The organism is Sporosarcina pasadenensis (assembly GCF_047228845.1).
In the GTDB taxonomy this organism is placed as follows: domain Bacteria; phylum Bacillota; class Bacilli; order Bacillales_A; family Planococcaceae; genus Sporosarcina.
Window position 1 is genome coordinate 93,170 of the sequence record NZ_JBFEGM010000008.1, and the last position, 21,150, is coordinate 114,319.

Below are 21,150 nucleotides of genomic sequence, written 5' to 3' on the forward strand. Positions count from 1 at the left end.
TCCTCCTCATAAATAATGTTACAAAGGTAATTAAGAGGGCCGGTTACACTACTAGCTCCATATAACCCAAGTGTCCAGATAGTGGTCATATTTCAAAGCTTCCCAAAAACCTAGTCTTTATCATTATGCTAATGGTGATTTGTTAATTCATAAATATCTTAAGCTCGAATTAATTTATGTTGGGGCAGAGGAAACAGATGACTAAAACGATGTATTATGATCTGATTCAAGATTATGTATGTAGCTGCATCATACGAGTTGCACGGGACCTTCATATGAAAACTTCTGCATTCTCGGAAGTCGAAAGAATTACAGAATAGAAATGGCGGTGTTTCATTTGATAGAAGTTCCTTCAAGTTTAGCGAAATTGACTAATGGATTCTCGTGGGAACCGATTACGATTGGCCATTCGGAAGCGAAGACCTTCTTATTAAAAAGTTCTCATTCGAATCAATACTTGAAAGTGCAGTCGAGAGATTCTGTTGAACGTCTCTTCGATGAAAAGGAAAAATTGGAGTGGTTGGAAGGGAAGCTGCCTGTGCCACGTGTGCTATTCTACGGGGAGGACGAGGCAAACGAATACTTGTTAATGTCTGAAATAAAAGGTGTCAATGCTTCTGATCAATCACATCGAGAATATTTGCCTACCGTGTTGGAGTCATTAGGATCTGGACTCAAAACAATTCATCGTGTGCCTATCGACAATTGTCCATATGATCAAAGGTTGGATATGAAAATAGAAGAAGCGAAGAATAGAGTGGAACATAAATTAGTCGATGAAGATGATTTTGACGAGGGGCGAAAAGGAAGGAAAGCAACCGAACTTTTTAAAGAGCTCATTACCAACAGGCCATTAAACGAAGATCTCGTTTTCACTCACGGTGACTATTGTTTGCCAAATGTCATTGTGGAAAATAAAAGAGTGAGCGGCTTTATTGACTGGGGAAGAGCTGGGGTTGCAGACAAATATCAAGATTTGGCATTGGCGATACGAAGCATCACCAGTAATTTTGGCAAGGAATACGTACCTTTCTTTCTTGCGGGCTATGGATTTACGGATGTGGATGAATCTAGAGTTGATTACTATCAACTGATGGATGAGTTTTTTTAAAGCGGTGGACTGTATTTTTTGTAATTACTGAAACTTCCAACTTCGAAATTCGTATAAGTAGTATTCAGAAAGGGTTTGGAGGGGACAGTATGCTGACGTTCATTTTTGGATTGATTCTATCTATTCCGTTATATATTCTCTTTATTCTACAATATCAATATCCGGAGGATGCGATTTTGTGGGGGAAACGTTGGATGTATAACGAGGATCCCGACATTTCGGATGGGGCAATCAAATACGCAAAAATCTCTTCAATTATTGGCATTATTTTTATGACATTGTTTTTTCTTGTATGGTTCATCATATTGTAATAGAGAGAATCGGCCAAAACAGCATTTATTGGCGAGGAGGGACAAATGATGAAGAAATATACCTTTTATTTTGTCCTTGGTGTCTTGTCTGGATTATTTATCATGCCGTGGGTCGTTCATTGGCTTGGACTTCCATCGCCCTCACGCGGGATTGCCAATTTGTTATCGGTTGTTTTCGGAGAGCCGGGTGGATTTAGTAGCGTGTTAACAATTCTTGTTTCTGGAGTCTTCATCGTCTTAATGTGGTTAGCGGCAATAAAATTGGCGAAAAAGCTGGAGAAATCGGCATAGTAGTCGTTCCACAATAAAAATAATCCATCCTTGAGTGGGAGCTCATAATGGATTAGTTTAACAAGCTGACCCCTTGAAGGGAACCTCTATCATAGACCGCCTAATGTTCAATGATTGGTTCCATCTTCTTCATTTTGCAATTTACGTATCTCAACAATTCGTCTCCAAATGACTGTGTTTTCAATTTTTGCAAATGAGCGGATGCTTGGTGTTGTATTCACTTCAAATATTATAGGTGTTCCCTCTTGATTGACACCGAAGTCAATTCCATATTCTCTGTTTGGTAAAATGGAATTGATGACCTTCGCTGCTTCGATTGCAACCTCTTCGATCTTCTTTACTGTATCCTCTTGTATATTGTTGAATTTTGTGTACGATAATACTTCGGAAACGGTCATTACTTCACCGCCCCTATGGGGGTTTACAATCCCATTTTCTGTAACTAGACCGGTTTCGGTCGTTCCACATACCCCGTACATCCCGCCAATTACCCAATTGTCTTTCAGTTTTTGAACATGAACCCGAATAGAAAAAGGCTGTCCATTTTGGGTGTAGCTTTGTATATCTTCTTGAATAATATAGAGACCGCTTACTCTGCCTAAGTTAATAAATGGATGGAGGAGCTGCTGAATTTCATCCACTCTCGATACGGATTTTTGTATAGGTGTTCCTTGAATTGTAAATCCATTTAAGTAGTAGCCCCCGTCGTCCCTTTTTCGAATCTTGAAAATTGCTCTACCCTGGCCCGTCGTATCATGTTTGACGTAGACAGACTGATAGCGGCTCAATAAATCATCCAAGTTATTCTCACTGTAAGTTATCGTTTCTGGAATATGTTTTGCGACTAGAGGATGGTGCTGTAATAATATACTTTGCTCCCATTTCCCCATTGTTCTCTTCATGTACCCTTCCTCATTTCATCTTGAATTTTTCCTTTCCGATGGCCCGATAGTCCATTAATCTTTTTCTAAGGCAGTCGTTGTTGCTAATCTCTTTTCTATTCTATGCATACGGAATAGTTGTATCTGGATTATTGGGAAAGGTTGTATGGAAATGAGGAGATGATTATGACCAAATTTATATCTGTTACAAGACTACTGTACAGCTGATAATTTCCAGCAAGCATAACGTATTGTATGAAGAGATTTGGAGGGAACATACATGAAGCCATTATCGGCGAGAACTATCTGCCTATATGTGAATGGACAACTTATTAAAGGCTCTGATAAATTCAGGATTAACGATGTTGTTTACCACCTCCAGAAGATGGGGCCGAATAAATTACTATTTTTAAAACAAAAATGGCAAATCGATTGGGAGAAAATCGCTCAGTCAGTCCCTTGTGTGGTCGTAACAGATACTGTTTTTGCTGAATTAGAGCGTATTGAAGATTGTACGATTATAAAAGTTAACAACATTGAGCATGCCTTTTGGGGGTTCGTTAATTTTTATCGGAACCAATTTTCGATTCCCGTCGTTTCTGTAACCGGAACAAATGGGAAAACGACGACGAAAGATATGATTAAGCATATCCTCGGTTTCGATCATAATGTCACCGGAACTAAGAAATCAGCGAACTCGAGGACCCATCATCTAACCTATTTACTTTCCATTGAAAAGCACACAGATGTTGCTGTGTTTGAATCGGCAGTAGGTGCGCCAGGAGATGTGCTACTCGCTTCTCGTTACTTTAAGCCGACAATCGGGATTATTACAAATATTGGTGTGTATCATCTTGATGGATGTAAAACTCCGGAAGCGTATCTCTTAGCGAAAGCAGAAATGGTTCAAGCTGTAGGATCCAAAGGTACGCTCATCGTCAATGCTGATGACAAGAATACGAAAAAGATAGGACTGAAAAAATTTAAAGGAGACATACATACCTTTGGTGTTACGAACCGTGCTGATTTTCGGGCAACTGATATTACGTACGGCGATAACGGAATGCAATTTGAACTGAACGTTAAAAAAAAGAAAATGTTCTCCTTTAACGCTAAAAAGAAATACTCAGTTTTTGTGCCGGGGTATGGACATCATCAAGTGTTAAATGCGCTCGCTGCTATTGCAGCTGTTCATGAAATGGGCGTTGACATCAATGTTGCCGCTAAACGGTTACGGTCATTCAAGAACTTGCCTGCCCATCTGGAAATTAGCATAGGAAAGTGGGGCTTTACCATTTTGGATGATACATGGAGTTCAACTCCTTCTTCTCTCACAGCGGCATTTCAAACGTTGAATGGGATTTCGCGGGGGAAGAAAAGAATCGCACTCGTTGGCGACATTAAGCGTTTAGGAGATTTTAGCAAAGAATTTCACCGACAAACAGGAGAGATGATAGCAGAAAATGGGGTCGACGTATTGATTACAGTTGGATCGAAGGCTGCCGAAATTGCGAAACAAGCAAAAAGAAAAGGTTTAAAAGGCAAAGTCTATACGTTTCCTACTATCCATGGGGTTGAGGAATTATTGAAAAAAATTTTAGACAAAAATAGTATATTGCTTGTTAAAAGTTCATCAACGAATGATGAAATTATGAAATTAAAGAGCAAATTAAAGCTTCGTGCGGAAAAAAACAAATGACCTCCATTGTTCGGAGGTCATTTGTTTTTTTATTTAGTCTGCAGAATGAAAACCTATACGTTGTAGATACTTTTCCAAAAAGGTTAGGAAGAGCTCAATATCTGCTTTCGTTAGATCACCTATATTGGCGACCCTAAAGGAATTCAAATTGGCAAGCTTTCCAGGATAGATCGTTATGCCGTTTTTGTATAAATAATCATGCATGCTATCAAAATTATATGCCTCGCATGCAGGCTCCACGATTGCGGTAATAATTTTTGAATGGTGCTCGGCGGGGACGAGATGATGTAAGCCAAGTTTTTTGATGCCGGCGATGAGCGTATCCCAACATTGAGAGTAGCGCTCGTATCTTTCTTTTATGCCTTCTTCTTTCACTTCTATGATGGCTTGTTGTAATGCATACAAAGTCTGAACCGGCGGGGTGAACCGCGTCTGCCCTGTTTCTTTGAAATGCTTATATTGTGCGTACAGATTTAAGTAATAGTTCATTGGCTTCGTCGTTCTTTCTTTCTCTAGTTCCTCTTTTTTTGCGACAACAAAAGAGACGCCTGCCATACCTTGTAGGTTTTTATTGGAACTGGCTGCTAAATAACTGATATTCATTTTACTCATTTGAATGGGAATCGCAGCAAACGAACTCATGGCATCTACCATCATTGTCAAATTGTTTTCCTTACAGATTGAGCCAATCTTTTCAATATCATTCAATAAGCCAGTTGTTGTTTCATTGTGCACAACAGCAAGATAGGAAACGGGCCGCGGTTGTTTTTGAATGAATAATTGCAGTTGATCGAGTTGAATCGGTTGATCCACTGGACTTATATACTCAACCCAATCTAGCCCATATGCTTCTGCAATTTCACACATCCGTTTCCCATATGCACCATTATTAATGATGACGATAACTCCGTCAGTCATGACTGAACTCAAGATTGACTCCACTGCAGCGGTACCGGAACCACCGAACAGGACGGTTGTATAATGCTCGGAATCAGCAACGAGGCTCGTAAGTTCGGAAGATACGAATCGCATGATTTCACCGAATTCCTTTTCACGGGGGCAAATATCCGGAACAATTTGAGCGTATTTAACCGTATCTGTTGTAGTGGCGGGACCGGGATTTAATAATATATTCCTCTTCACTTTCCGTATGTCGCTCATCCTTTTTCATTTATAAATCTTTGAAGTCGTATTTTCACTTCACTAGGCGTAACTTCAGGGCGTCCTAGGTTTTGTTTAGATCCTTTTGCAATTTTAATATGAAGAAAAGTGAGTCCTTTTGTCTTTTTCCAATCATATATTTCTTTTTCGAGTTGTTCCAACGTATGAATATAAATCGATTTCTCGTACCCGCAAGCGGCAGCAACATCGACAAAGTTTACATTATGAGAAACAGTACGTTGCCCTCCGGTTGAATCGTGGGTTTGATTGTCTAGCAGGATGTGCAGCATATTTTCAGGTTGATAGTAACCGTTCGTTGCTAAACTTCCCATTCGCATGAGTAAGGAACCATCTCCATCGATGACAACTACATTCAGGTCTTTTTTTGTTAGAGCTAATCCTAACCCAAGGGAACTGACACACCCCATGGAACCAACCATGTACAGGTTGTTCGAGCAATCGTCCACTTCATAAAGTTCTCTGCCTGTTTTACCTGTTGTTGCAAGCTGCACGATCTTATCATCTTTGCATCGATTGATTACGTGTAACGTTTCCAATCGACTTGGTACTTCATCCGAGGAGGTTTTTTCGATTTTTTTCTTATTACTATGAATGGCTCGTTCCTTTAGTTTCAAGTTTTCCTTATCAAAGGTGTCTTTTTTTACGACAAAGAAAAATGGTTGATTTTTTTCAACAAACTCATTAGCTGTTGCAAGCTGTAACTTTGCAACGTTAAAATCGCTTGATAAATACTGCCATTTTATTTGCATAAGGTCTAACAATTGAGTTGTGATTTGTCCCATTAATTCATGCTGCGGTTCATCCTTTAAACCGGGTTCTCCTCGCAGACTGACAAATCCAAGCACGGGCAGTTGAAACGGGTAAGTTAAGGATGTAAGAGGAGAAACAGCATTCGTTAGGCCAGAATTTTGCATGAAGACAACTGATTTCCTTCCTCCTAAATAAGCCCCCGAAGCGATTGCGACTGCATCGCCTTCATTAGCCGCAGCAACATAGTTACACTCATTGATCGAGTAGTTAATAAGGTTTTTTAAAAAAGAACACGGGACACCACTGTAAAAGTCAAAACCAAGTCTTTTAAGTTCATTTCCAAATTCACTTGTGTTCAACAAAAAAATCACTCCGTCTCCGGTTGTGATGGGGTAGTAGCTGTTGGTAAATACTTCTTCTCCGCTCTTTGAAGTTCCTCTGCATTTTGGAGTCTAAAAACTTCTTCAACATTTACAATTGAATTCTCAACTTGCATAAGACTCGCTTCTTTATGGATTTGCTTTGAAATGTCCTGCATAGCCGTAATCGATGCTCGTAAGTTATGGTTCGCCCAAATGACAGTATTCACTCCTGATTTTACGAATTCAGAAGTTGGCGTTGAGTAATATTTTGTAGGAACGATCACAACTGGATGTCTATTCTTCCACTCTTTCATAAAAGCAGCAATTTGGTCGAAATCGGAATTTTTACTGTGAATGAGTATCGCGTCGGCACCAGCTTGCCTGTAAGCCTCCGCCCGAGCAAGGGCTTCTTCTAATCCCCATCCTGCAATAAAAGCTTCAACCCTCGCTGCCACAATAAAATCATCATCCATTTGAGTATCTTTCATCGCCTTTATTTTCCCGCAAAACTCTTCAATCGGTGCAAGAGGCTGGGCTCTTCCATTAATAAAAGAGTTTGTTTTTGGAAAGAGTTTATCTTCAATGCATACGCCGGCTATATCGATTTGTTCTAGTTTTTTAACTAACCTTCGAGCATTATTGAAATTTCCATATCCCGTATCCCCATCTACTAGAATCGGGATTGTCGTAGCATCGCTCATAAACTCAAGAATATCTACTACTTGTGTCCAGGAAGCTTCATTATTATCACGAACACCCATGGATGCCGCTATCGAAAGTCCACTAGCCCAGATTCCTTTAAAACCAGCTTCCTCTACAATTTTTGCAGATAAACCGTTATGGGCTTCCATTAAAAATTCAAGTTGCTGTGAATGCAGTAGATTTTTTAACTTAGTTGTTTTCTTCAAGACTATCCCTACTTTGCATCTACTTTATTTCTTTTTCTTACATAAGTACCTTTAGTAACATACGTTAGTATTTTGAGAATTGACAGGGCAGATAGTTTTGACAAGCAACTGTATGGTTGCTTATACTTGATATATGTGGGACAAAGACGCTATATTCAAAGCACTCGGCGACTCGACTCGGCGGCTCATTTTAGACGAACTATCTGAACGCAACGAGATGACGTTGTATGAACTTACGGCACGTCTCATTATGGAGCACAACCTTACCATTTCGCGACAGGGGATAGCTAAACATCTAACTGTATTGGAAGATGCAGGGCTCGTCACATCAATACGAAAGGGGAAATATCGAGTACTTTTATTCAACAACGAACCACTTAAAGGCTTGCTGAAAGGGTGGATAGAGTAATTTTTTATTCCGCAGATGTAGGTAAGAAACAAGAGTAGTCGAAGTCATTGAGTTTGTTTTGAATCATTCAGTACAAAATAACATGAAACACAACAATCAAAGGAGACAACAGTATGAAAATCATTGTTACGAGCATATTCGTAGAAGATCAAGACAAGGCACTGGAGTTTTATACAGAAACGTTGGGCTTTGTGAAAAAGCACGACGTTCCCGCAGGGGCATATCGATGGATAACAGTTGTTTCCTCAGATGCTCAAGACGGTACCGAACTTTTACTTGAACCGAATAACCATCCGGCCGCGCAGGAGTATCAAAAGAAACTATTTGCCGATGGCATCCCAGTAACAATGTTTGGCGTTACGGATATTCAAAAAGAGTACGAACGGTTAGTGGAACGAGGCGTGGAGTTTACGATGAAGCCGACAAAAGCGGGCGAAGTGACAATAGCCGTCTTCGACGATACGTGCGGTAACTTGATTCAGATTATAGAGCAGTAATTATATTTCGATGAAATGTTAAATGGTAACCCGGTCTGTTTTTGGACTGGGTTATACATGTATCAGAAAATATTGTTGTCATTCTATCATGGTTTGAAAGGGTGTCATTGATGTTTACTAGATTAAAACCCGGAGATACAATAGGCATTTTCACTCCATCCTCTCCAGCGACCGTGACTGCTAAACAACGCTATGAACGAGGAAAACGCTATTTACTGGAGAAAGGCTTTCAGATTAAAGAAGGAAGTTTAACGGGCAAGAAGGATTTCTATCGATCCGGATCGCCTCGAGAAAGAGCGGAAGAGCTGAATATGTTGCTGCGCGATCCGGAAGTAAAAATGGTAATGTCGACAATCGGAGGAACGAATTCAAATAGTCTATTGCCTTATATTGACTATGAAGCATTCAAAAGGAATCCAAAGATTGTTGTCGGCTATTCTGATGCCACTGCAGTGTTACTGGCGTTGTATGCTAAAACAGGCATTCCGGTATTTTACGGACCCGCTTTAATCCCGTCCTTTGGGGAGTTTCCTCCTTTGGTCGATGATACATACGAATACTTTTCGAATTTATTCATTACTGAACCGTCTTTGCCTTATTCCGTGCCGGTACCGGAAAAGTGGTCTGATGAAGCTTCCAACTGGTTAGAAAAAACGAAAGAGAAAACGTTATACGATAATCAATGGATTTCCGTGTCTGGCGGGGTTGCGGAAGGGCGTTTAATAGGCGGGAACGTCAATGCTATGTATGGCTTTATTGGCACGGAGTACTTTCCGTACATTCAAGAAGGTGACATTCTGCTAATTGAGGATTGTGCGAAAACTACTTCAATCGTTGAAAAGAACTTCGCTATGTTGAAGTTACACGGCGTCTTCGACAAAGTGGGTGCCATCTTGTTAGGGAAGCATGAACAGTACGATGACATGGGAACAGGCAGGCTCCCGTATGAAGTGCTGTTAGAACAATTGGATGGGCTTACAATTCCGATCATCGCCGATTTCGATTGTACACATACACACCCAATGCATGCCATGCCAATTGGGCGGAAGGTACGGGTGGATGCTGATAATCTGGACGTTTCTTTGATTGAGAGATGGATTTAAAATTGAAATTGTTTCGGTGCCAATTGTTTCGGTGCCTGTGCATCACACTATTCAGACAATACACTACAATTGTATAAATGAAAAATGGGAAGGCAATCATATCGAGCTTTGATTGCCTTCCCATTTAATTATTATTCATTTCAATGAATTGTCATAAATGTGCCTTACACAGGCACCCACACAATTGGCACCCACACAATTCAAACTCTTTTCCGTATCGTAAAATTGTCCTCAAGCAGCAGCCAGTTTTGCGGGAAAGGATAGCCGAGCACCCAGTAACTGATGCCGCGAAGTTTATAATCTTTCACCATGTTGAACTTTGCTTGTGCACTGCGGGCATCTTCGAACCACACTTCATGGGTGCGCCCTTGTTCATCGGCGTAACGGAAGAACGGAGATTGAGCCTTCGTATCGTATTGAATGGCGACTTGATGTTGAATCGCTCGGCGGACCGCTTCTTGCTGGCTGAATGTTTCAGCTTCCGAACCCCGAACGAAAGGAAGCGTCCAGTCACGTGCGTAAATTTGAAAGCCGAAAAAAATCTTGTCTCTTGGAATGACCGTGACAGCATAGTCGAGCACCTCTTTTATCTTATTAATGGGTGAAATCGCTTGAGCAGGTCCTTTTCGATAACCCCATTCATAGGTCATCAAGACGACAAAATCGACGATTCTACCGTGCGCTTCATAATCATGTGCTTCAACTAGCAACCCTTTTTGCTCACTACTCGTTTTAGGTGCAAGAGCGGATGATACGGAATATCCTTGTGGATGTAACCGATCGACCGCAAGCTGCAAAAATTGGTTGTAATTCTCCCGATCGGAAGGATATACATTTTCAAAATCGATGTTTAACCCTTGATAACCTTTCTCTTTCATCACACCGAGTACATTCGCGATGACCTTTTCTTGAAGCTCACGACTTGAAAGAATGGTATGGGCAAGTACAGAACCCGGTTCTGTCGCACTGAAATTTGTAATGGCAATGATGGGTACGATTCGTTCGGCCGCAGCGGATTTAAGCATTTCCGTGTCATCGAGAGTCGTTAAACTCCCATCTTCTTTCACGCTATATACAAATGGCATCCAATACGTTAAGTAACGGCCGACTTCTTGAATTTCCCTGGCGCCTGTTTCTCCTGTATTCAGTGTATAGGCATTAACATCAATGACCGGCTTTGGAGCGGTTGATCGGGAGACGGTCGGAATGACGAGAGCCTGACCAATTACTAATGCATTCGGGTCTTCCAACTGGTTTGCTGAGACAATCGCATCAATTGTCACACCATATCCACGGGCAATTTTCCACAAGGAATCTCCCTGTCTAACGACATGAATTTGCAATCTATTCTCTCCTTATTGCTCATCTCCTTTATCGTATTCTAATGGAACTGGGAATGTCATCACTTCCAGGGAAATACAACCTTCAAGTAAATAAAACAGTCTAATGAGTGAAATGATGTTATAGTTAGAAAGTATATTTTTAAAAGTGAGAAGGTGAGCAATATCATTGAAGTGAAAACATCTGTCATTAGTGATGGAGAATTCAATAGAGGAGTATTCGCAACGTGTGATATTACTAAAGGGACGATGGTACATGAAGCGCCCGTCATTGCATATCCAAACGACCAACACCCGCATATCGAGAAGACATTACTCTCTGACTACGCTTTTGAATACGGCATCAATCATACCGCAATCCTACTTGGGTACGGGATGTTATTCAATCATTCCTATGAGCCGAATGCAACGTATGAGATCAGTTTCGAAAAGCATACGTTTGACTTCTATGCGCATAAAGATATAAAAGCAGGGGAAGAAATTCTCATAAATTATAACGGCGACGTGGATGACAAAGAGTTGCTGTGGTTTGATCAGTAGTAAAAGCATATCAATACGTAGGAAACGCAGGAATGAAAGTGATTCTTGCGTTTTTTTATTTCACTAAAAGCTCGTTTGTGATTGCACCGTATACTTATCCAGTTAGGGAAGAGACTAATCATATCTTCTTACATCATAGATGAGGTGCGAATATGACGATTGTGCGAATGGGATATGTGGCGATGAGCATGGAACTGAAAAATGCGTCCCCATCTAAAACGATGACGTTTGCGCAGTTTCAAAAAACTGAGGACCGTGAAGCCGCCATCCGTAAATTGGAACGAATTGCATTGGAGAACTTGGAAAATACACATAGGCTGCTTAAAAATAATCTCTTTAATGAAATTCATTTTTATCGCTTTAGCTCCAAACTAATCCCTTTAGCCACCCATGAAGAAACTTCCGATTGGGATTATATGCGACCGTTGAAAGGGAAGTTAGCGGAAATCGGGAGCTTTGTAAAAGAGCATGATATGCGAGTGGATTTTCATCCTGACCATTTTGTCGTCTTGAATTCCCCGAATAGAGATGTGTTAATCAATTCGGTAAAAAACTTAAAGATGCATTATTTGATTGTAAAAGGAATGAAATTAGATCCGACTCATCGCTGTGTCCTCCATATCGGCGGCAACTACAAAGACACTGAGAAATCGCTGGAGCGCTTTGTCGAGAACTGGAGCGATGTTCCGTCGTCCATTCAGCAGATGATCATGCTGGAAAACGACGATACGTCCTTCACACTTGATGACACGCTTTATCTATCCGAGAAGTTGGGCATCCCGCTTGTATTTGATTATCATCACCATCTCGCTTTCCATCGTGATGAAAATTGGGAAGATAAATGGGGTCGTGTAGTGGACACATGGACGGTATCCCCTCTGCCGATTAAAATGCACATTTCCAGTCCGAAAAGCGAGGACAAATTCCGTCACCATGCGGATTATGTGGATGTAGACATGTTTTTCAGGTTTTTAAATGAAATCAAAGGTTCCGTTCCGCAAATCGATTGCATGATTGAGGCGAAACAGAAGGACAAAGCCCTTTTTACGTTGATTGAGCAAATTAAAGCGAGAGACGACGTTGAAATGATTGATGGCTCGTCGTTTTATTTACGGTAAACAGCTTCGTCCCAGGCAACTTTGCGTGATATCGATCATTTCCTGAGATTTATCGATCAATTCAGGGACGTTATCAATCATTTCCCGAAAGATATCGATCATTTCCCACACTTTATTGTCATTTTGTGACCTTAGGCCTACGCGTGGTTCTCTATAAAACGTAAACAAGGAGCCGGTAAACTTGACCGGCTCCTTGTTTTCAAATCAATCCTACCCGCTCGTCACTTGATTCCGGCCGTTGCGTTTGGATTCATACAACGCATCATCCGCTCTCGTGAATAGGATGTTAGATGTGTCGCCATCTTGAAGATGGGCGATTCCGACAGAAATTGTAATGGCGATGCTTTCCCACTCGGATTCTGCTATGAATTTGCGCAGCTGTTCAGCTTTTTTGACGGCTTCATGCGCGTCCGTTTCATGAAGGATGACTGCGAATTCTTCGCCGCCGATTCTAGCGACTAAATCGGGCGGTTGAATAATGCTCTCCATTTTTCTCGCAAGCTCCATCAGTACGCTATCCCCGAGGGCATGGCCGTATAGATCGTTCACTTTCTTGAAGTAGTCGATATCGAAAATGATCAATGAAATAGACGGCCCACCGTTTTCGCGTGCTTCCTCGATCGCATACGCCAAGTCCTTCCGGAACGTCCTTCGGTTAAACAAGCCGGTCAATTCATCACGAGCGGCAAGCACTTGGAGTTCTTCGTTCATTTCTTTCAGCTGCTTCTGCTTCTTTTCTACGTCCTGCAAGAGGGCGAGCAGTTTCTCGTTGGCAATATCCGTTTCCTTTTGAATGCGCTCGGCGTTCTTTTTCGCCATCATCAACTGGTTTTCGTATTCATCGCGCGTCCTCATTTGGACAATGATCCCCTCATAGAGGCCATTCCGCTCGTTGACATTGATAAGGACGGGGAATGTTTGTTTATTCAGCTTGAAGTTCAAATACATTTCCCGCACCTTTTTATGGATCGAAATGGCGGGGATGAAATACGTTTCAAAGTAGATGCGGGAAGGGACCGTCAGCAGCTCCTGCATATAAGTTGGCATTTTTTCAAGACCTAACGCATCTTTCAATGTTTGATTCATCTCAATAATTTCCCACTCGGCATTCAGGACAAAGTATCCGCAAGGTGCATAGTTCAATTGTTCATCCATTGCTTTACACTCCTGTCCCGTCGATGAAACGCCGGATTTCTTGAACGGTTTCCTCAGGGTGGCTAATATGCGGATTATGCCCTTTCGCGGTCTTCATCGTCACTAACTCACTACCCGGAATCCGTTCTTGAAGAAACTGGCCGACTTCTGGAGGGGCGATGGCGTCCGTACTTGTTTGTAAAATAAGTGTGCGGATCGGAATTTTCGGCAAGTCTTCACGATGGTCGGAATAGAACGTCACCTCGGCAAATTGGCGGGCTATGGCCGGGTCATTTGCTTTCAAACGAGCTTCAAAATCTTCGGCAAGCTCATCGTTTTGCGTCGCAATGGGAGCCAAATACTTGGCCCACTCCAAATAATTCGTTTCCATCATATCCAATAATTCATGGATGTCTTCTTCCTCGAACCCACCATAGTAATCCGGCTCGTTCAAATAATGCGGGGAAGAGCCGAGCATGATCAGTTTATCAATCAAATCAGGGCGTTTAATCGACACTAAAGTGCCGATCATTCCACTGACTGAATGGCCGACATAGATAATGCTTTCCAGCTCCAATGCGTCACACACGTCTATAACGTCTTGGGCATAGCCATATAAAGAGTCGTATCGATCACGGGAATATGCAGATTTATCGCTTCTTCCCGACCCGACATAATCAATCAGCACAACCTGGTAATCCGATTCAAAAGCCGGCACGATTTTTTTCTTCCATACTGTCTGATCACAGCCGAAGCCGTGAGCAAACATAATTGTCCGATCACCAGATCCGCTTACATGTACATAATTTCTGTCAAGGATATTCGTCTCCATAACTACCATCCTTCCTTTGCTCACATTCTACCAATCCTCATAAAAAAAGGTTCTATGTTCACTGTATCAAAAGACTATCCGGAAGTGGATGATTTATTTAAAAGGATTAAAAGAATAAAATAGGATGATAAAAATAAAGCGACGGAAGAGTTCCCCTCCAACTTCCTCGTATACGATGTTACTATTAATGTATAAGATGACGTTGCATAAACTGAAGAGACTTTTTTAAAATGAGGTGATCCATATGAAAAAGCAAGAACACGAGCGTGCGAAGAGATTGGGGAAAAATCAAATCCGAGTGTTGCTCATTGTTATCGGCATTGTTTTATTCAAAACCTTCGTTTGGGATGAGTACATCGTAAATTCGACAGCCTTTGCTGCGTTGGACGGTGTAGAAGGCGAACCTGGTGTAATGCATGTGATTAGCCAAAAACAGGAATTCGCCATCCGACCTTATGAAGAAGGATTTAAGATATATGCTGTTTCCAAAGGATTTTGGGGCTGGTCCGTGACAGACAAGATGTTTATTGGGAATGAAACGAAAAAATCTTTCGAACCGACATTACAATTTAAGCCGGATGAAAAATTATATTTGAGTTTGGTAGTGGATAGAGAGCAATCCCTTAAGGTAGTGGCGGCTTACTCCACAAACGTCGGATCGATCAACTTTAATAAAATTGCCGGTGACAATGCCGAACTTTATTATCATTTTAGCGATGAACCATTGGGGGATGTTACATATGAAGGGACGCACCGGAATGGGAAAACGGAGATTTTGAAATAGCATATTACGAGCAGGGTAATCAAAAACTGGAACTTTTTGAGAATTCAGTGTGCGTACGTGGTACAATGGAAGAAAGGGAAGAGGGAGTGAACAGGTTGGATAAAATTCGAAAACGAACTGTTTACGCTTCGATTGTAGCGCTTGCATTCTTCTTCGTATTGTCTGTCGTGACGCGCCATTGGGGATTCTTTTTATGGAGTTTATTGCCTGTTTTTATCGTCTTGATGACTACGTTTTCCGCCAGACCTGACAAGCGGAGGAATGGGGAATAGAAAAGGGGACTGGCATTTGAAAGTAATCATTCACAATGTTTCTGTAATCATAGGCCTCGTAGTAGCAACTCTTTTAGGTATCTATGGTCAAGGCATATCATATTATTTACATGAACATTTCCCGTCAATTAAGTTGACGACAGCTATAACTAGCGTGACTTTCATTAGTATTGGGTTATATATACTCATTCCTATTTTATTATTTATTTTCAAGAAGCCGAATAACATATACCTTGGTGCGTGTCTCCTCATTGGGATTCCAATTTCCCTATGGTCATTTTTTGTTTTCGCGATGTGGATGGGGTAATAACGCTTCCTAAAAAACAAGACCTTTCCACATCATTTGGATGCGGAAGGGTCTTTATCATTTCACCATCCCAACGCCATTCGCAACGTGCAACAGCTGTTTTGGGCATCGTTGTTCGAGAAATCAATCCGGATGCCGGAGGGGGTGTATGATAGATTGTATTTGATAGTTACACCTGTCGAGCGGACGAGCCGCTCTACCTCCTTTTGGTCAGACCGTTGCGCGGCGTCCATGAGCCTGCGGGCGAAATCATCTGAAGCGGTCAGTGTTCCGATGAATCGATTCGCTTGATTCATCACTTCTTTGAACCGTATCGCCGAAGCATTGAATTTCCGCGTGTCCACTGGAGGAAAGGGGCTCCTTCCGTTTTGCGGTATAGGAGCGGGCATCGCTATATACCCCGGGTGAACCGGTATGAAAGCTTGCTGCCGGGAATTGAAGCCATATGGAAAAGAAGAATAATACATAGGCAACCTCCGTATTCCTTCGATGCCTCAGTATATGCCCATTGCGGAAGACGCGTGTACTCAGGACACCGGTTGACGCATATAGTGTAGGCGAAGCACGAAGTACGTCAATGGAGGGATCACATGCCGAAAAAGTTGTATTTCTTATTGTTGCTCGCGTTAGTCTTATTAGCGGCTTGTTCGTACGATAGTGAAAAAGCGGTGAAAAACGGGGATGTTATCAACATGAATGGACCCGTATTCAATTTTGACCGATTTGAACAATTTTTGGACAGCGTTGAAGCGGATGATGCAGCATCCGTCCGGATTACTAATTATACGCACGAAGGAAATCCGACGTTGTACAATGTAACGTTTGATGGATCGGTATTCAGTTTGGAAATCGATCGGTCGAAAAATAAGGAGCGGGGAGACAAGCCTGCCAAGGAGGACATGTCTTGCACAGAGCTTGTGGCAGAGGAGGGGCAGCAATTGTTCATCTATAAGCTGGAAGGGTGCGAGCAACACGAGTCCTCTATCGATAGTTTTCTTCTTATAAACATCTTGAAAGTGCAAATAGAAGACGATGCGCATTAATGAAACCTTACATGTAGAATGAAGGTCATTACAAAAGAGGGATATGCAAAGGGGGAATAAATGATGATTGGTTTGCTTAATGTAGGGAGTCTTGTGTTCGGTCTCATTGCTTGGATACTACCGGTAGTGAATCTCATGGGAATTAATAAACACTGGGCTGCCTTATCTATTATGAGTTTGAGCGCTTGTGCAATTTCGCTCTTTTTCCAGATTTATTATAACTATCACCTCGTACAGATTGAGGATTGGACTGCACTGATGGACACGATGGGGGCAGTCGTGTATGCCGCTACAGTTCTTCTTGTCGTCACGCTTTTATTGAATGTATTTACGCTTATCGTCTATCGTCGCAGAATAAAATGCACATAAAGAGTAGGAACTGGGGGAGTTCACATGCGACTTGAGAGGCCATCCTTGAAATGGGAAAAGGAACATATTGCGTATATGAAGGAATGGGATGGGGATCGCCTGTCTCCGAGCAGTTTTCGTTTGAAAGAGGACGTTCCTTACGAAGTGTATTTGGAGGAACTCGCAGTACAGGATGAGGGGCAGGACAATCGGGTGCCAAGCACGAATTACTTCCTTGTCGATGACAACGAGCGGATCATAGGGATGGTCAATATACGGTACTACTTGAATGACTATTTGCGTCAAGTCGATGGCCATATTGGTGCTAGCATCCGTCCGTCAGAGCGGCGGAAAGGGTATGCGACATACTTGCTTTCTAAAGCATTGAACATAACAGATCAGTTGGGCATTCGTTCTGTGCTAGTCACTTGCAATGAAGACAATATCGCTTCGGCTGCTGTCATTCTAAACAACGGCGGCGTGGAGGATGAAAGTTTTACCGAACCGCATGGAAACATCGTTCGGAGATTTTGGATTGAAAGGTAGTTTTTTGCACAACTAATCCATTTAAATGGTAGAATGAAACAAAGCGATAGGGGGAAACGTGATGACTACTACACAAACGATGTCGATTCACCGTGCGCTGTCTGAGTTGAAAACTTTGAATGACCGTATTCCGAAAGCGATTCAGGAGGCGGATTTTATTGCTACCGACCGGAAATCTGCACAGAAAATCAATGGTCTTTCCATTGAAGACTATGAAAAGACGATTCAAGCCGGATTCGACAAGGCGGTATCGTTAATTGAACGACGCAATCGACTGAAAGATGCGGTTGTCCAATCGAATGCTGTCACTGAGGTAGTGGTGGCTGGAGAGACGATGACGGTCGCCAAAGCGATTGAGCGAAAGTCCTCCATTGTGAATGAAGAAAAACTGCTTGCCGCGATGGTTGCAAAACGCAGAATGGCCATCAATAGATTGACGATGGAAAACGAATCGTTGCCATCACGGCTCGAAGACTATCTAACAGCAATTTTAGGCAATAAAGAGCATGCGAAAAAAGAAGAGGTAGAGTTACATACGAAGTCATTTAAAGAGCGGAACGAGTATATCCTTATCGATCCGTTGCACCTCGATAAGCGGATTGAGGAATGGGAAGAGCGCATCTCCAGCTTTAAAGCTGAAGTGGATGCCGTCCTGTCAGAATCCAATGCCATTACGAAAATAACCATATAAGTTAAATTGCATGAGTAATCGAAAATGACATCCACAAGACCCTTCTTTCCGGATTTTCTTTGGGTGAAATAGAAAACCGGCTTACTCAAATCTACTAATGACTAATAGAGCAGAGAAAAAGCTTAAAACTTAGCGTTCAAAGCTGTAAACCTTACAACTTAAAGTTCTTTAGAATTTAAAGCTTAACGTTAAAAGATCAAGGCTCTTTCAAATCTTGGGGAACCAGTTATGGGATTCTTGTGTTGGCCCGTCGTTTGCTGCCAAGCTGATTATGTCGTGCAATTTATAAACCGTCGCAGGATGTTTCCTGGGACGGTTTTTGTTATCTTTGGATACTCTTTTATTGGTTAACGTTAATTGGTTCGCCACTTAACAAACTTCTTATTAACTTTTTGTCACCGAGGTACGAAATTTTCGCGATTTTGTCGTCCCGCATAATGGCAACACCTGTTAGCTTGATCGGTGTTTCCTCACCATCTTTATTCACATAATCCAAATCGACGGTGAAGTTGTAATTTGTCGGCGTCACTTCGTTTTGCTCCACGTCAACATTTTTCACTTTCAGTTGATAATCAAACCTGTCAGCCGAATGATGGAACGTAACAAGTTCATTCGTCATAATATATCGCTCGAATGTACTTTCCGTGAAATAAGGTTTATACGTTTCCTCCAAATACTTCATGTATGCATCAAATCCTTCATTCACTTCTTGCTCATCAAGCGTATCCGGTAAATAATATTTTAACAGAGCCTTCTCATCGGGCGTATTCATTTGAAGTTCAACAACAGTTTTTATGGCTTCCTTGATCGGATCATGATCATCATCAGGCTGCGAGCAACCTGTAACTGCAAAGATGATTATTAACATAAATGCGGCTAACCCAAACTTCCATCGAAATTTCCTTTTCATCATCCCGCCTCCTTGACACAAACTATTCTTTCAACTGTTTATACGGCAAATAGGTAGTAAAAGTTTCGTATTTCAGACTACTAACTTTGCACTTCATAGATTCTTGTTTACAATTGTAGGAAGAGCTATCAGACCAATTAAATAAGAAGGTGACGAGAGTGAAAAAGCAATGGAGCCATAAGGGGATTGTCGAGAAGTTTGAAATGTGCCGGAATGTCGAGCAAGCAGAGCCGATGAAAGCATACATGAAACACCACTTTCCGTTTCTCGGCATTAAAAGCCCGCTGCGGAAAGAGTTGTTGCGTGAGCAATTTCGGGAATACGCATTACCGGAAGTAGATGAGGTTTTTGACGAGGCATGGACATTATATGAATTACCGGAGCGGGAATATCAGTATGCTGCAATTGCTTTGCTCGATAAAATGAAGAAACATTTAAAGACTGACGATTATCCGAAGCTTTTGAAATTCATTGAAGCGAAATCGTGGTGGGATAGTGTCGATGCAATCGCACCGAACCTTGTCGGGCATGTCGTCAAATTGGACCGAGCGTACGGGAAACAAGTGATGCTGGACTGGTCCCGATCGGATAATATGTGGACAAACCGCTCCGCTATTTTGCATCAATTAAAGTTCAAGGGAGAAACGGATACCGAGCTGTTATTCGAAATCATCTTGCAGCACGTGGAATCAAATGAGTTTTTCATTCAAAAAGCGATCGGTTGGGTATTGAGGGAGTACGCGAAAACGGACTCGGCCATTGTGAAGCAGTTTGTCGAAGAACATACGCTTAAGCCGTTAAGCAGGCGAGAGGCTTTGAAGCATATATACGGTAAGTGATATCTACATGGTTATTAGTAAGACGAACCAATTCCCGTATGAATAGAGTTGGGAAGGAACGGCTTTATAAGAGGGTGTTATTTTCAAAGAACAGATTGTTGTAAAGGTGCAGAGGTAGTACAGGTGACAGCAATCAAAAAATCCGAGTTGTTCGCGTGCTGTCACCTTACTCTATTATCCCACTTTTGTAAGGAAGCGTTTCGTCCGTTCTTCTTTGGGCCGATTAAATATTTCTTCGGAAGTTCCCTGCTCTACAATTAAGCCCCCATCCATAAAGACCACACGATCGGCCACTTCTTTCGCAAAGTTCATTTCATGCGTTACGATGACCATCGTCATTCCTTCCTCTGCCAGGTCTTTGATAACCATAAGCACTTCGCGGACGAGTTCGGGATCAAGTGCGGACGTTGGTTCATCATACAGCATGACTGTGGGGTTCATTGATAGAGACCTGGCTATTGCCACCCGTTGTTGCTGGCCGCCCGATAATTGGGAGGGGTAGTGATCCATCCTATCTCCAAGACCGACTTTGGTTAGAAGTTCTAAAGCTAATTCACGGGACTCAGTATTGCTCTTCCCTTGTATTATCATAGGTCCCTCCATCACGTTTTCTAGCGCTGTTTTATGCGGGAATAGATTAAAGGATTGAAATACAAAACCAGTAGATTTTCGCAATTCACGAATTGTTTTTTTGTGTTTACGATCTCGCCTTGCTCTTGCATCAATTTCGTGATTTCCCAGTCTGATAACCCCTTCGCAAGGCTCTTCTAAGAATGTTAGACAACGTAAAAACGTTGACTTTCCAGAACCGCTTGGGCCCATGATGACGACCACTTCACTTTTGTTCACAGTTAAATCTATTCCGCAAAGAACATCATTCTGTCCGAACCGCTTTTTTAAATTGTTTACCTTGATAACTCCCATTTCGGTTCTCGCCTCCTG

The 21,150-nt window shown here is 41.9% G+C and carries 26 protein-coding genes and 1 riboswitch; of the genes, 16 read left to right on the forward strand and 10 right to left on the reverse strand.

The genetic code is table 11. The features are described 5' to 3' along the window. Positions 1–28: 28 nt before the first annotated feature. Positions 29–112, reverse strand: a riboswitch (cyclic di-GMP riboswitch). Positions 113–337: 225 nt separating this feature from the next. The 3 genes from AB1K89_RS12285 to AB1K89_RS12295 all read left to right on the forward strand — a co-directional run bounded on the left by AB1K89_RS12285 (position 338) and on the right by AB1K89_RS12295 (position 1,713). Next, positions 338–1,111: an APH(3') family aminoglycoside O-phosphotransferase gene (locus tag AB1K89_RS12285; protein WP_413055006.1), complete on the forward strand. Its 774-nt coding sequence runs from the start codon at positions 338–340 to the stop codon at positions 1,109–1,111. An 89-nt stretch (positions 1,112–1,200) separates the two neighbouring features. Beyond that, positions 1,201–1,422, forward strand: a complete 222-nt coding sequence (locus tag AB1K89_RS12290; protein ID WP_413055007.1) for a hypothetical protein — start codon at positions 1,201–1,203, stop codon at positions 1,420–1,422. A 48-nt stretch (positions 1,423–1,470) separates the two neighbouring features. Further along, on the forward strand, positions 1,471–1,713 hold the full coding sequence (locus tag AB1K89_RS12295; RefSeq protein WP_413055008.1) for a hypothetical protein: 243 nt from the start codon (positions 1,471–1,473) through the stop codon (positions 1,711–1,713). Positions 1,714–1,820: 107 nt separating this feature from the next. Here AB1K89_RS12295 and AB1K89_RS12300 read toward each other — a convergent pair whose 3' ends face one another. Next, a complete protein-coding gene (locus AB1K89_RS12300; protein ID WP_413055009.1) occupies positions 1,821–2,615 on the reverse strand; it encodes a YheC/YheD family protein in 795 nt (264 codons plus the stop codon). Between the two features lie 259 nt (positions 2,616–2,874). On the opposite strand from AB1K89_RS12300, the gene AB1K89_RS12305 reads away from it, so the two are divergent. Beyond that, positions 2,875–4,293 carry a Mur ligase family protein gene (locus AB1K89_RS12305; protein ID WP_413055010.1) on the forward strand — a complete coding sequence of 473 codons (1,419 nt, stop codon included), beginning with the start codon at positions 2,875–2,877 and terminating at the stop codon, positions 4,291–4,293. A gap of 33 nt (positions 4,294–4,326) precedes the next feature. Here the strand turns inward: AB1K89_RS12305 and AB1K89_RS12310 are convergent, their stop codons facing one another. Genes AB1K89_RS12310 through aepX form a run of 3 tightly spaced genes read right to left on the reverse strand, consistent with a single transcriptional unit; the run spans position 4,327 to position 7,495 of the window. Continuing rightward, entirely contained in the window at positions 4,327–5,454 is a 1,128-nt protein-coding gene (locus AB1K89_RS12310) for a 2-aminoethylphosphonate aminotransferase (protein WP_413055011.1), read from the reverse strand. Then, the gene (aepY, locus tag AB1K89_RS12315) at positions 5,451–6,587 is read right to left on the reverse strand and encodes a phosphonopyruvate decarboxylase (protein WP_413055012.1); all 1,137 of its coding nucleotides are present in this window, start codon (positions 6,585–6,587) and stop codon (positions 5,451–5,453) included. The genes AB1K89_RS12310 and aepY overlap by 4 nt, the downstream gene beginning before the upstream one ends. 5 nt (positions 6,588–6,592) lie before the next feature. Next, positions 6,593–7,495: a phosphoenolpyruvate mutase gene (gene aepX / locus AB1K89_RS12320; RefSeq protein ID WP_413055013.1), complete on the reverse strand. Its 903-nt coding sequence runs from the start codon at positions 7,493–7,495 to the stop codon at positions 6,593–6,595. Positions 7,496–7,628: 133 nt separating this feature from the next. On the opposite strand from aepX, the gene AB1K89_RS12325 reads away from it, so the two are divergent. From AB1K89_RS12325 to AB1K89_RS12335, 3 genes are all read left to right on the forward strand, one after another. Next, the gene (locus AB1K89_RS12325; RefSeq protein WP_413055014.1) at positions 7,629–7,904 is read left to right on the forward strand and encodes an ArsR/SmtB family transcription factor; all 276 of its coding nucleotides are present in this window, start codon (positions 7,629–7,631) and stop codon (positions 7,902–7,904) included. A 113-nt stretch (positions 7,905–8,017) separates the two neighbouring features. Continuing rightward, positions 8,018–8,401, forward strand: coding sequence for a VOC family protein (locus tag AB1K89_RS12330; RefSeq protein ID WP_413055015.1), 384 nt, complete (start codon positions 8,018–8,020; stop codon positions 8,399–8,401). 110 nt (positions 8,402–8,511) lie between these two features. Further along, positions 8,512–9,504, forward strand: coding sequence for a S66 family peptidase (locus AB1K89_RS12335; RefSeq protein ID WP_413055016.1), 993 nt, complete (start codon positions 8,512–8,514; stop codon positions 9,502–9,504). A gap of 200 nt (positions 9,505–9,704) precedes the next feature. Here the strand turns inward: AB1K89_RS12335 and AB1K89_RS12340 are convergent, their stop codons facing one another. Beyond that, positions 9,705–10,847: a glycoside hydrolase family 18 protein gene (locus AB1K89_RS12340; RefSeq protein WP_413055017.1), complete on the reverse strand. Its 1,143-nt coding sequence runs from the start codon at positions 10,845–10,847 to the stop codon at positions 9,705–9,707. Positions 10,848–11,000: 153 nt separating this feature from the next. Here AB1K89_RS12340 and AB1K89_RS12345 point away from each other — a divergent pair, with 153 nt between their 5' ends. Next, positions 11,001–11,384, forward strand: coding sequence for an SET domain-containing protein (locus AB1K89_RS12345; RefSeq protein WP_413055018.1), 384 nt, complete (start codon positions 11,001–11,003; stop codon positions 11,382–11,384). 152 nt (positions 11,385–11,536) lie between these two features. Then, entirely contained in the window at positions 11,537–12,502 is a 966-nt protein-coding gene (gene uvsE / locus AB1K89_RS12350; RefSeq protein WP_413055019.1) for a UV DNA damage repair endonuclease UvsE, read from the forward strand. 210 nt (positions 12,503–12,712) lie between these two features. Here the strand turns inward: uvsE and AB1K89_RS12355 are convergent, their stop codons facing one another. Together AB1K89_RS12355 and AB1K89_RS12360 are read right to left on the reverse strand one after the other, a co-directional pair. After that, positions 12,713–13,657, reverse strand: coding sequence for a diguanylate cyclase (locus tag AB1K89_RS12355; protein WP_413055020.1), 945 nt, complete (start codon positions 13,655–13,657; stop codon positions 12,713–12,715). 4 nt (positions 13,658–13,661) lie between these two features. Beyond that, a complete protein-coding gene (locus AB1K89_RS12360; protein ID WP_413055021.1) occupies positions 13,662–14,468 on the reverse strand; it encodes an alpha/beta fold hydrolase in 807 nt (268 codons plus the stop codon). A gap of 244 nt (positions 14,469–14,712) precedes the next feature. Here AB1K89_RS12360 and AB1K89_RS12365 point away from each other — a divergent pair, with 244 nt between their 5' ends. Both AB1K89_RS12365 and AB1K89_RS12370 read left to right on the forward strand, forming a co-directional pair. Next, positions 14,713–15,252, forward strand: a complete 540-nt coding sequence (locus AB1K89_RS12365; protein ID WP_413055022.1) for a hypothetical protein — start codon at positions 14,713–14,715, stop codon at positions 15,250–15,252. Positions 15,253–15,347: 95 nt separating this feature from the next. Beyond that, positions 15,348–15,524: a hypothetical protein gene (locus AB1K89_RS12370; protein WP_413055023.1), complete on the forward strand. Its 177-nt coding sequence runs from the start codon at positions 15,348–15,350 to the stop codon at positions 15,522–15,524. A gap of 369 nt (positions 15,525–15,893) precedes the next feature. Here the strand turns inward: AB1K89_RS12370 and AB1K89_RS12375 are convergent, their stop codons facing one another. After that, positions 15,894–16,298, reverse strand: coding sequence for a YuzC family spore coat inner layer protein (locus tag AB1K89_RS12375; RefSeq protein ID WP_413055024.1), 405 nt, complete (start codon positions 16,296–16,298; stop codon positions 15,894–15,896). Positions 16,299–16,421: 123 nt separating this feature from the next. Between AB1K89_RS12375 and AB1K89_RS12380 the strand changes: the two genes are divergently transcribed. The 4 genes from AB1K89_RS12380 (at position 16,422) to AB1K89_RS12395 (ending at position 18,459) form a co-directional block, all read left to right on the forward strand. After that, complete coding sequence (locus tag AB1K89_RS12380) at positions 16,422–16,874, forward strand: DUF4362 domain-containing protein (protein ID WP_413055025.1); 453 nt, start codon at positions 16,422–16,424, stop codon at positions 16,872–16,874. A 63-nt stretch (positions 16,875–16,937) separates the two neighbouring features. Further along, entirely contained in the window at positions 16,938–17,243 is a 306-nt protein-coding gene (locus AB1K89_RS12385; RefSeq protein ID WP_413055026.1) for a hypothetical protein, read from the forward strand. 24 nt (positions 17,244–17,267) lie between these two features. Further along, positions 17,268–17,768: a GNAT family N-acetyltransferase gene (locus AB1K89_RS12390; protein WP_413055027.1), complete on the forward strand. Its 501-nt coding sequence runs from the start codon at positions 17,268–17,270 to the stop codon at positions 17,766–17,768. Between the two features lie 61 nt (positions 17,769–17,829). Continuing rightward, the gene (locus AB1K89_RS12395) at positions 17,830–18,459 is read left to right on the forward strand and encodes a hypothetical protein (protein WP_413055028.1); all 630 of its coding nucleotides are present in this window, start codon (positions 17,830–17,832) and stop codon (positions 18,457–18,459) included. 340 nt (positions 18,460–18,799) lie between these two features. On the opposite strand, the gene AB1K89_RS12400 is transcribed toward AB1K89_RS12395, so the two are convergent. Next, positions 18,800–19,369, reverse strand: coding sequence for a hypothetical protein (locus tag AB1K89_RS12400; protein ID WP_413055029.1), 570 nt, complete (start codon positions 19,367–19,369; stop codon positions 18,800–18,802). 158 nt (positions 19,370–19,527) lie between these two features. Between AB1K89_RS12400 and AB1K89_RS12405 the strand changes: the two genes are divergently transcribed. Beyond that, positions 19,528–20,208: a DNA alkylation repair protein gene (locus AB1K89_RS12405; RefSeq protein ID WP_413055030.1), complete on the forward strand. Its 681-nt coding sequence runs from the start codon at positions 19,528–19,530 to the stop codon at positions 20,206–20,208. Between the two features lie 174 nt (positions 20,209–20,382). On the opposite strand, the gene AB1K89_RS12410 is transcribed toward AB1K89_RS12405, so the two are convergent. Beyond that, positions 20,383–21,132: an amino acid ABC transporter ATP-binding protein gene (locus AB1K89_RS12410; RefSeq protein WP_413055031.1), complete on the reverse strand. Its 750-nt coding sequence runs from the start codon at positions 21,130–21,132 to the stop codon at positions 20,383–20,385. Between the last annotated feature and the right edge of the window lie 18 nt (positions 21,133–21,150).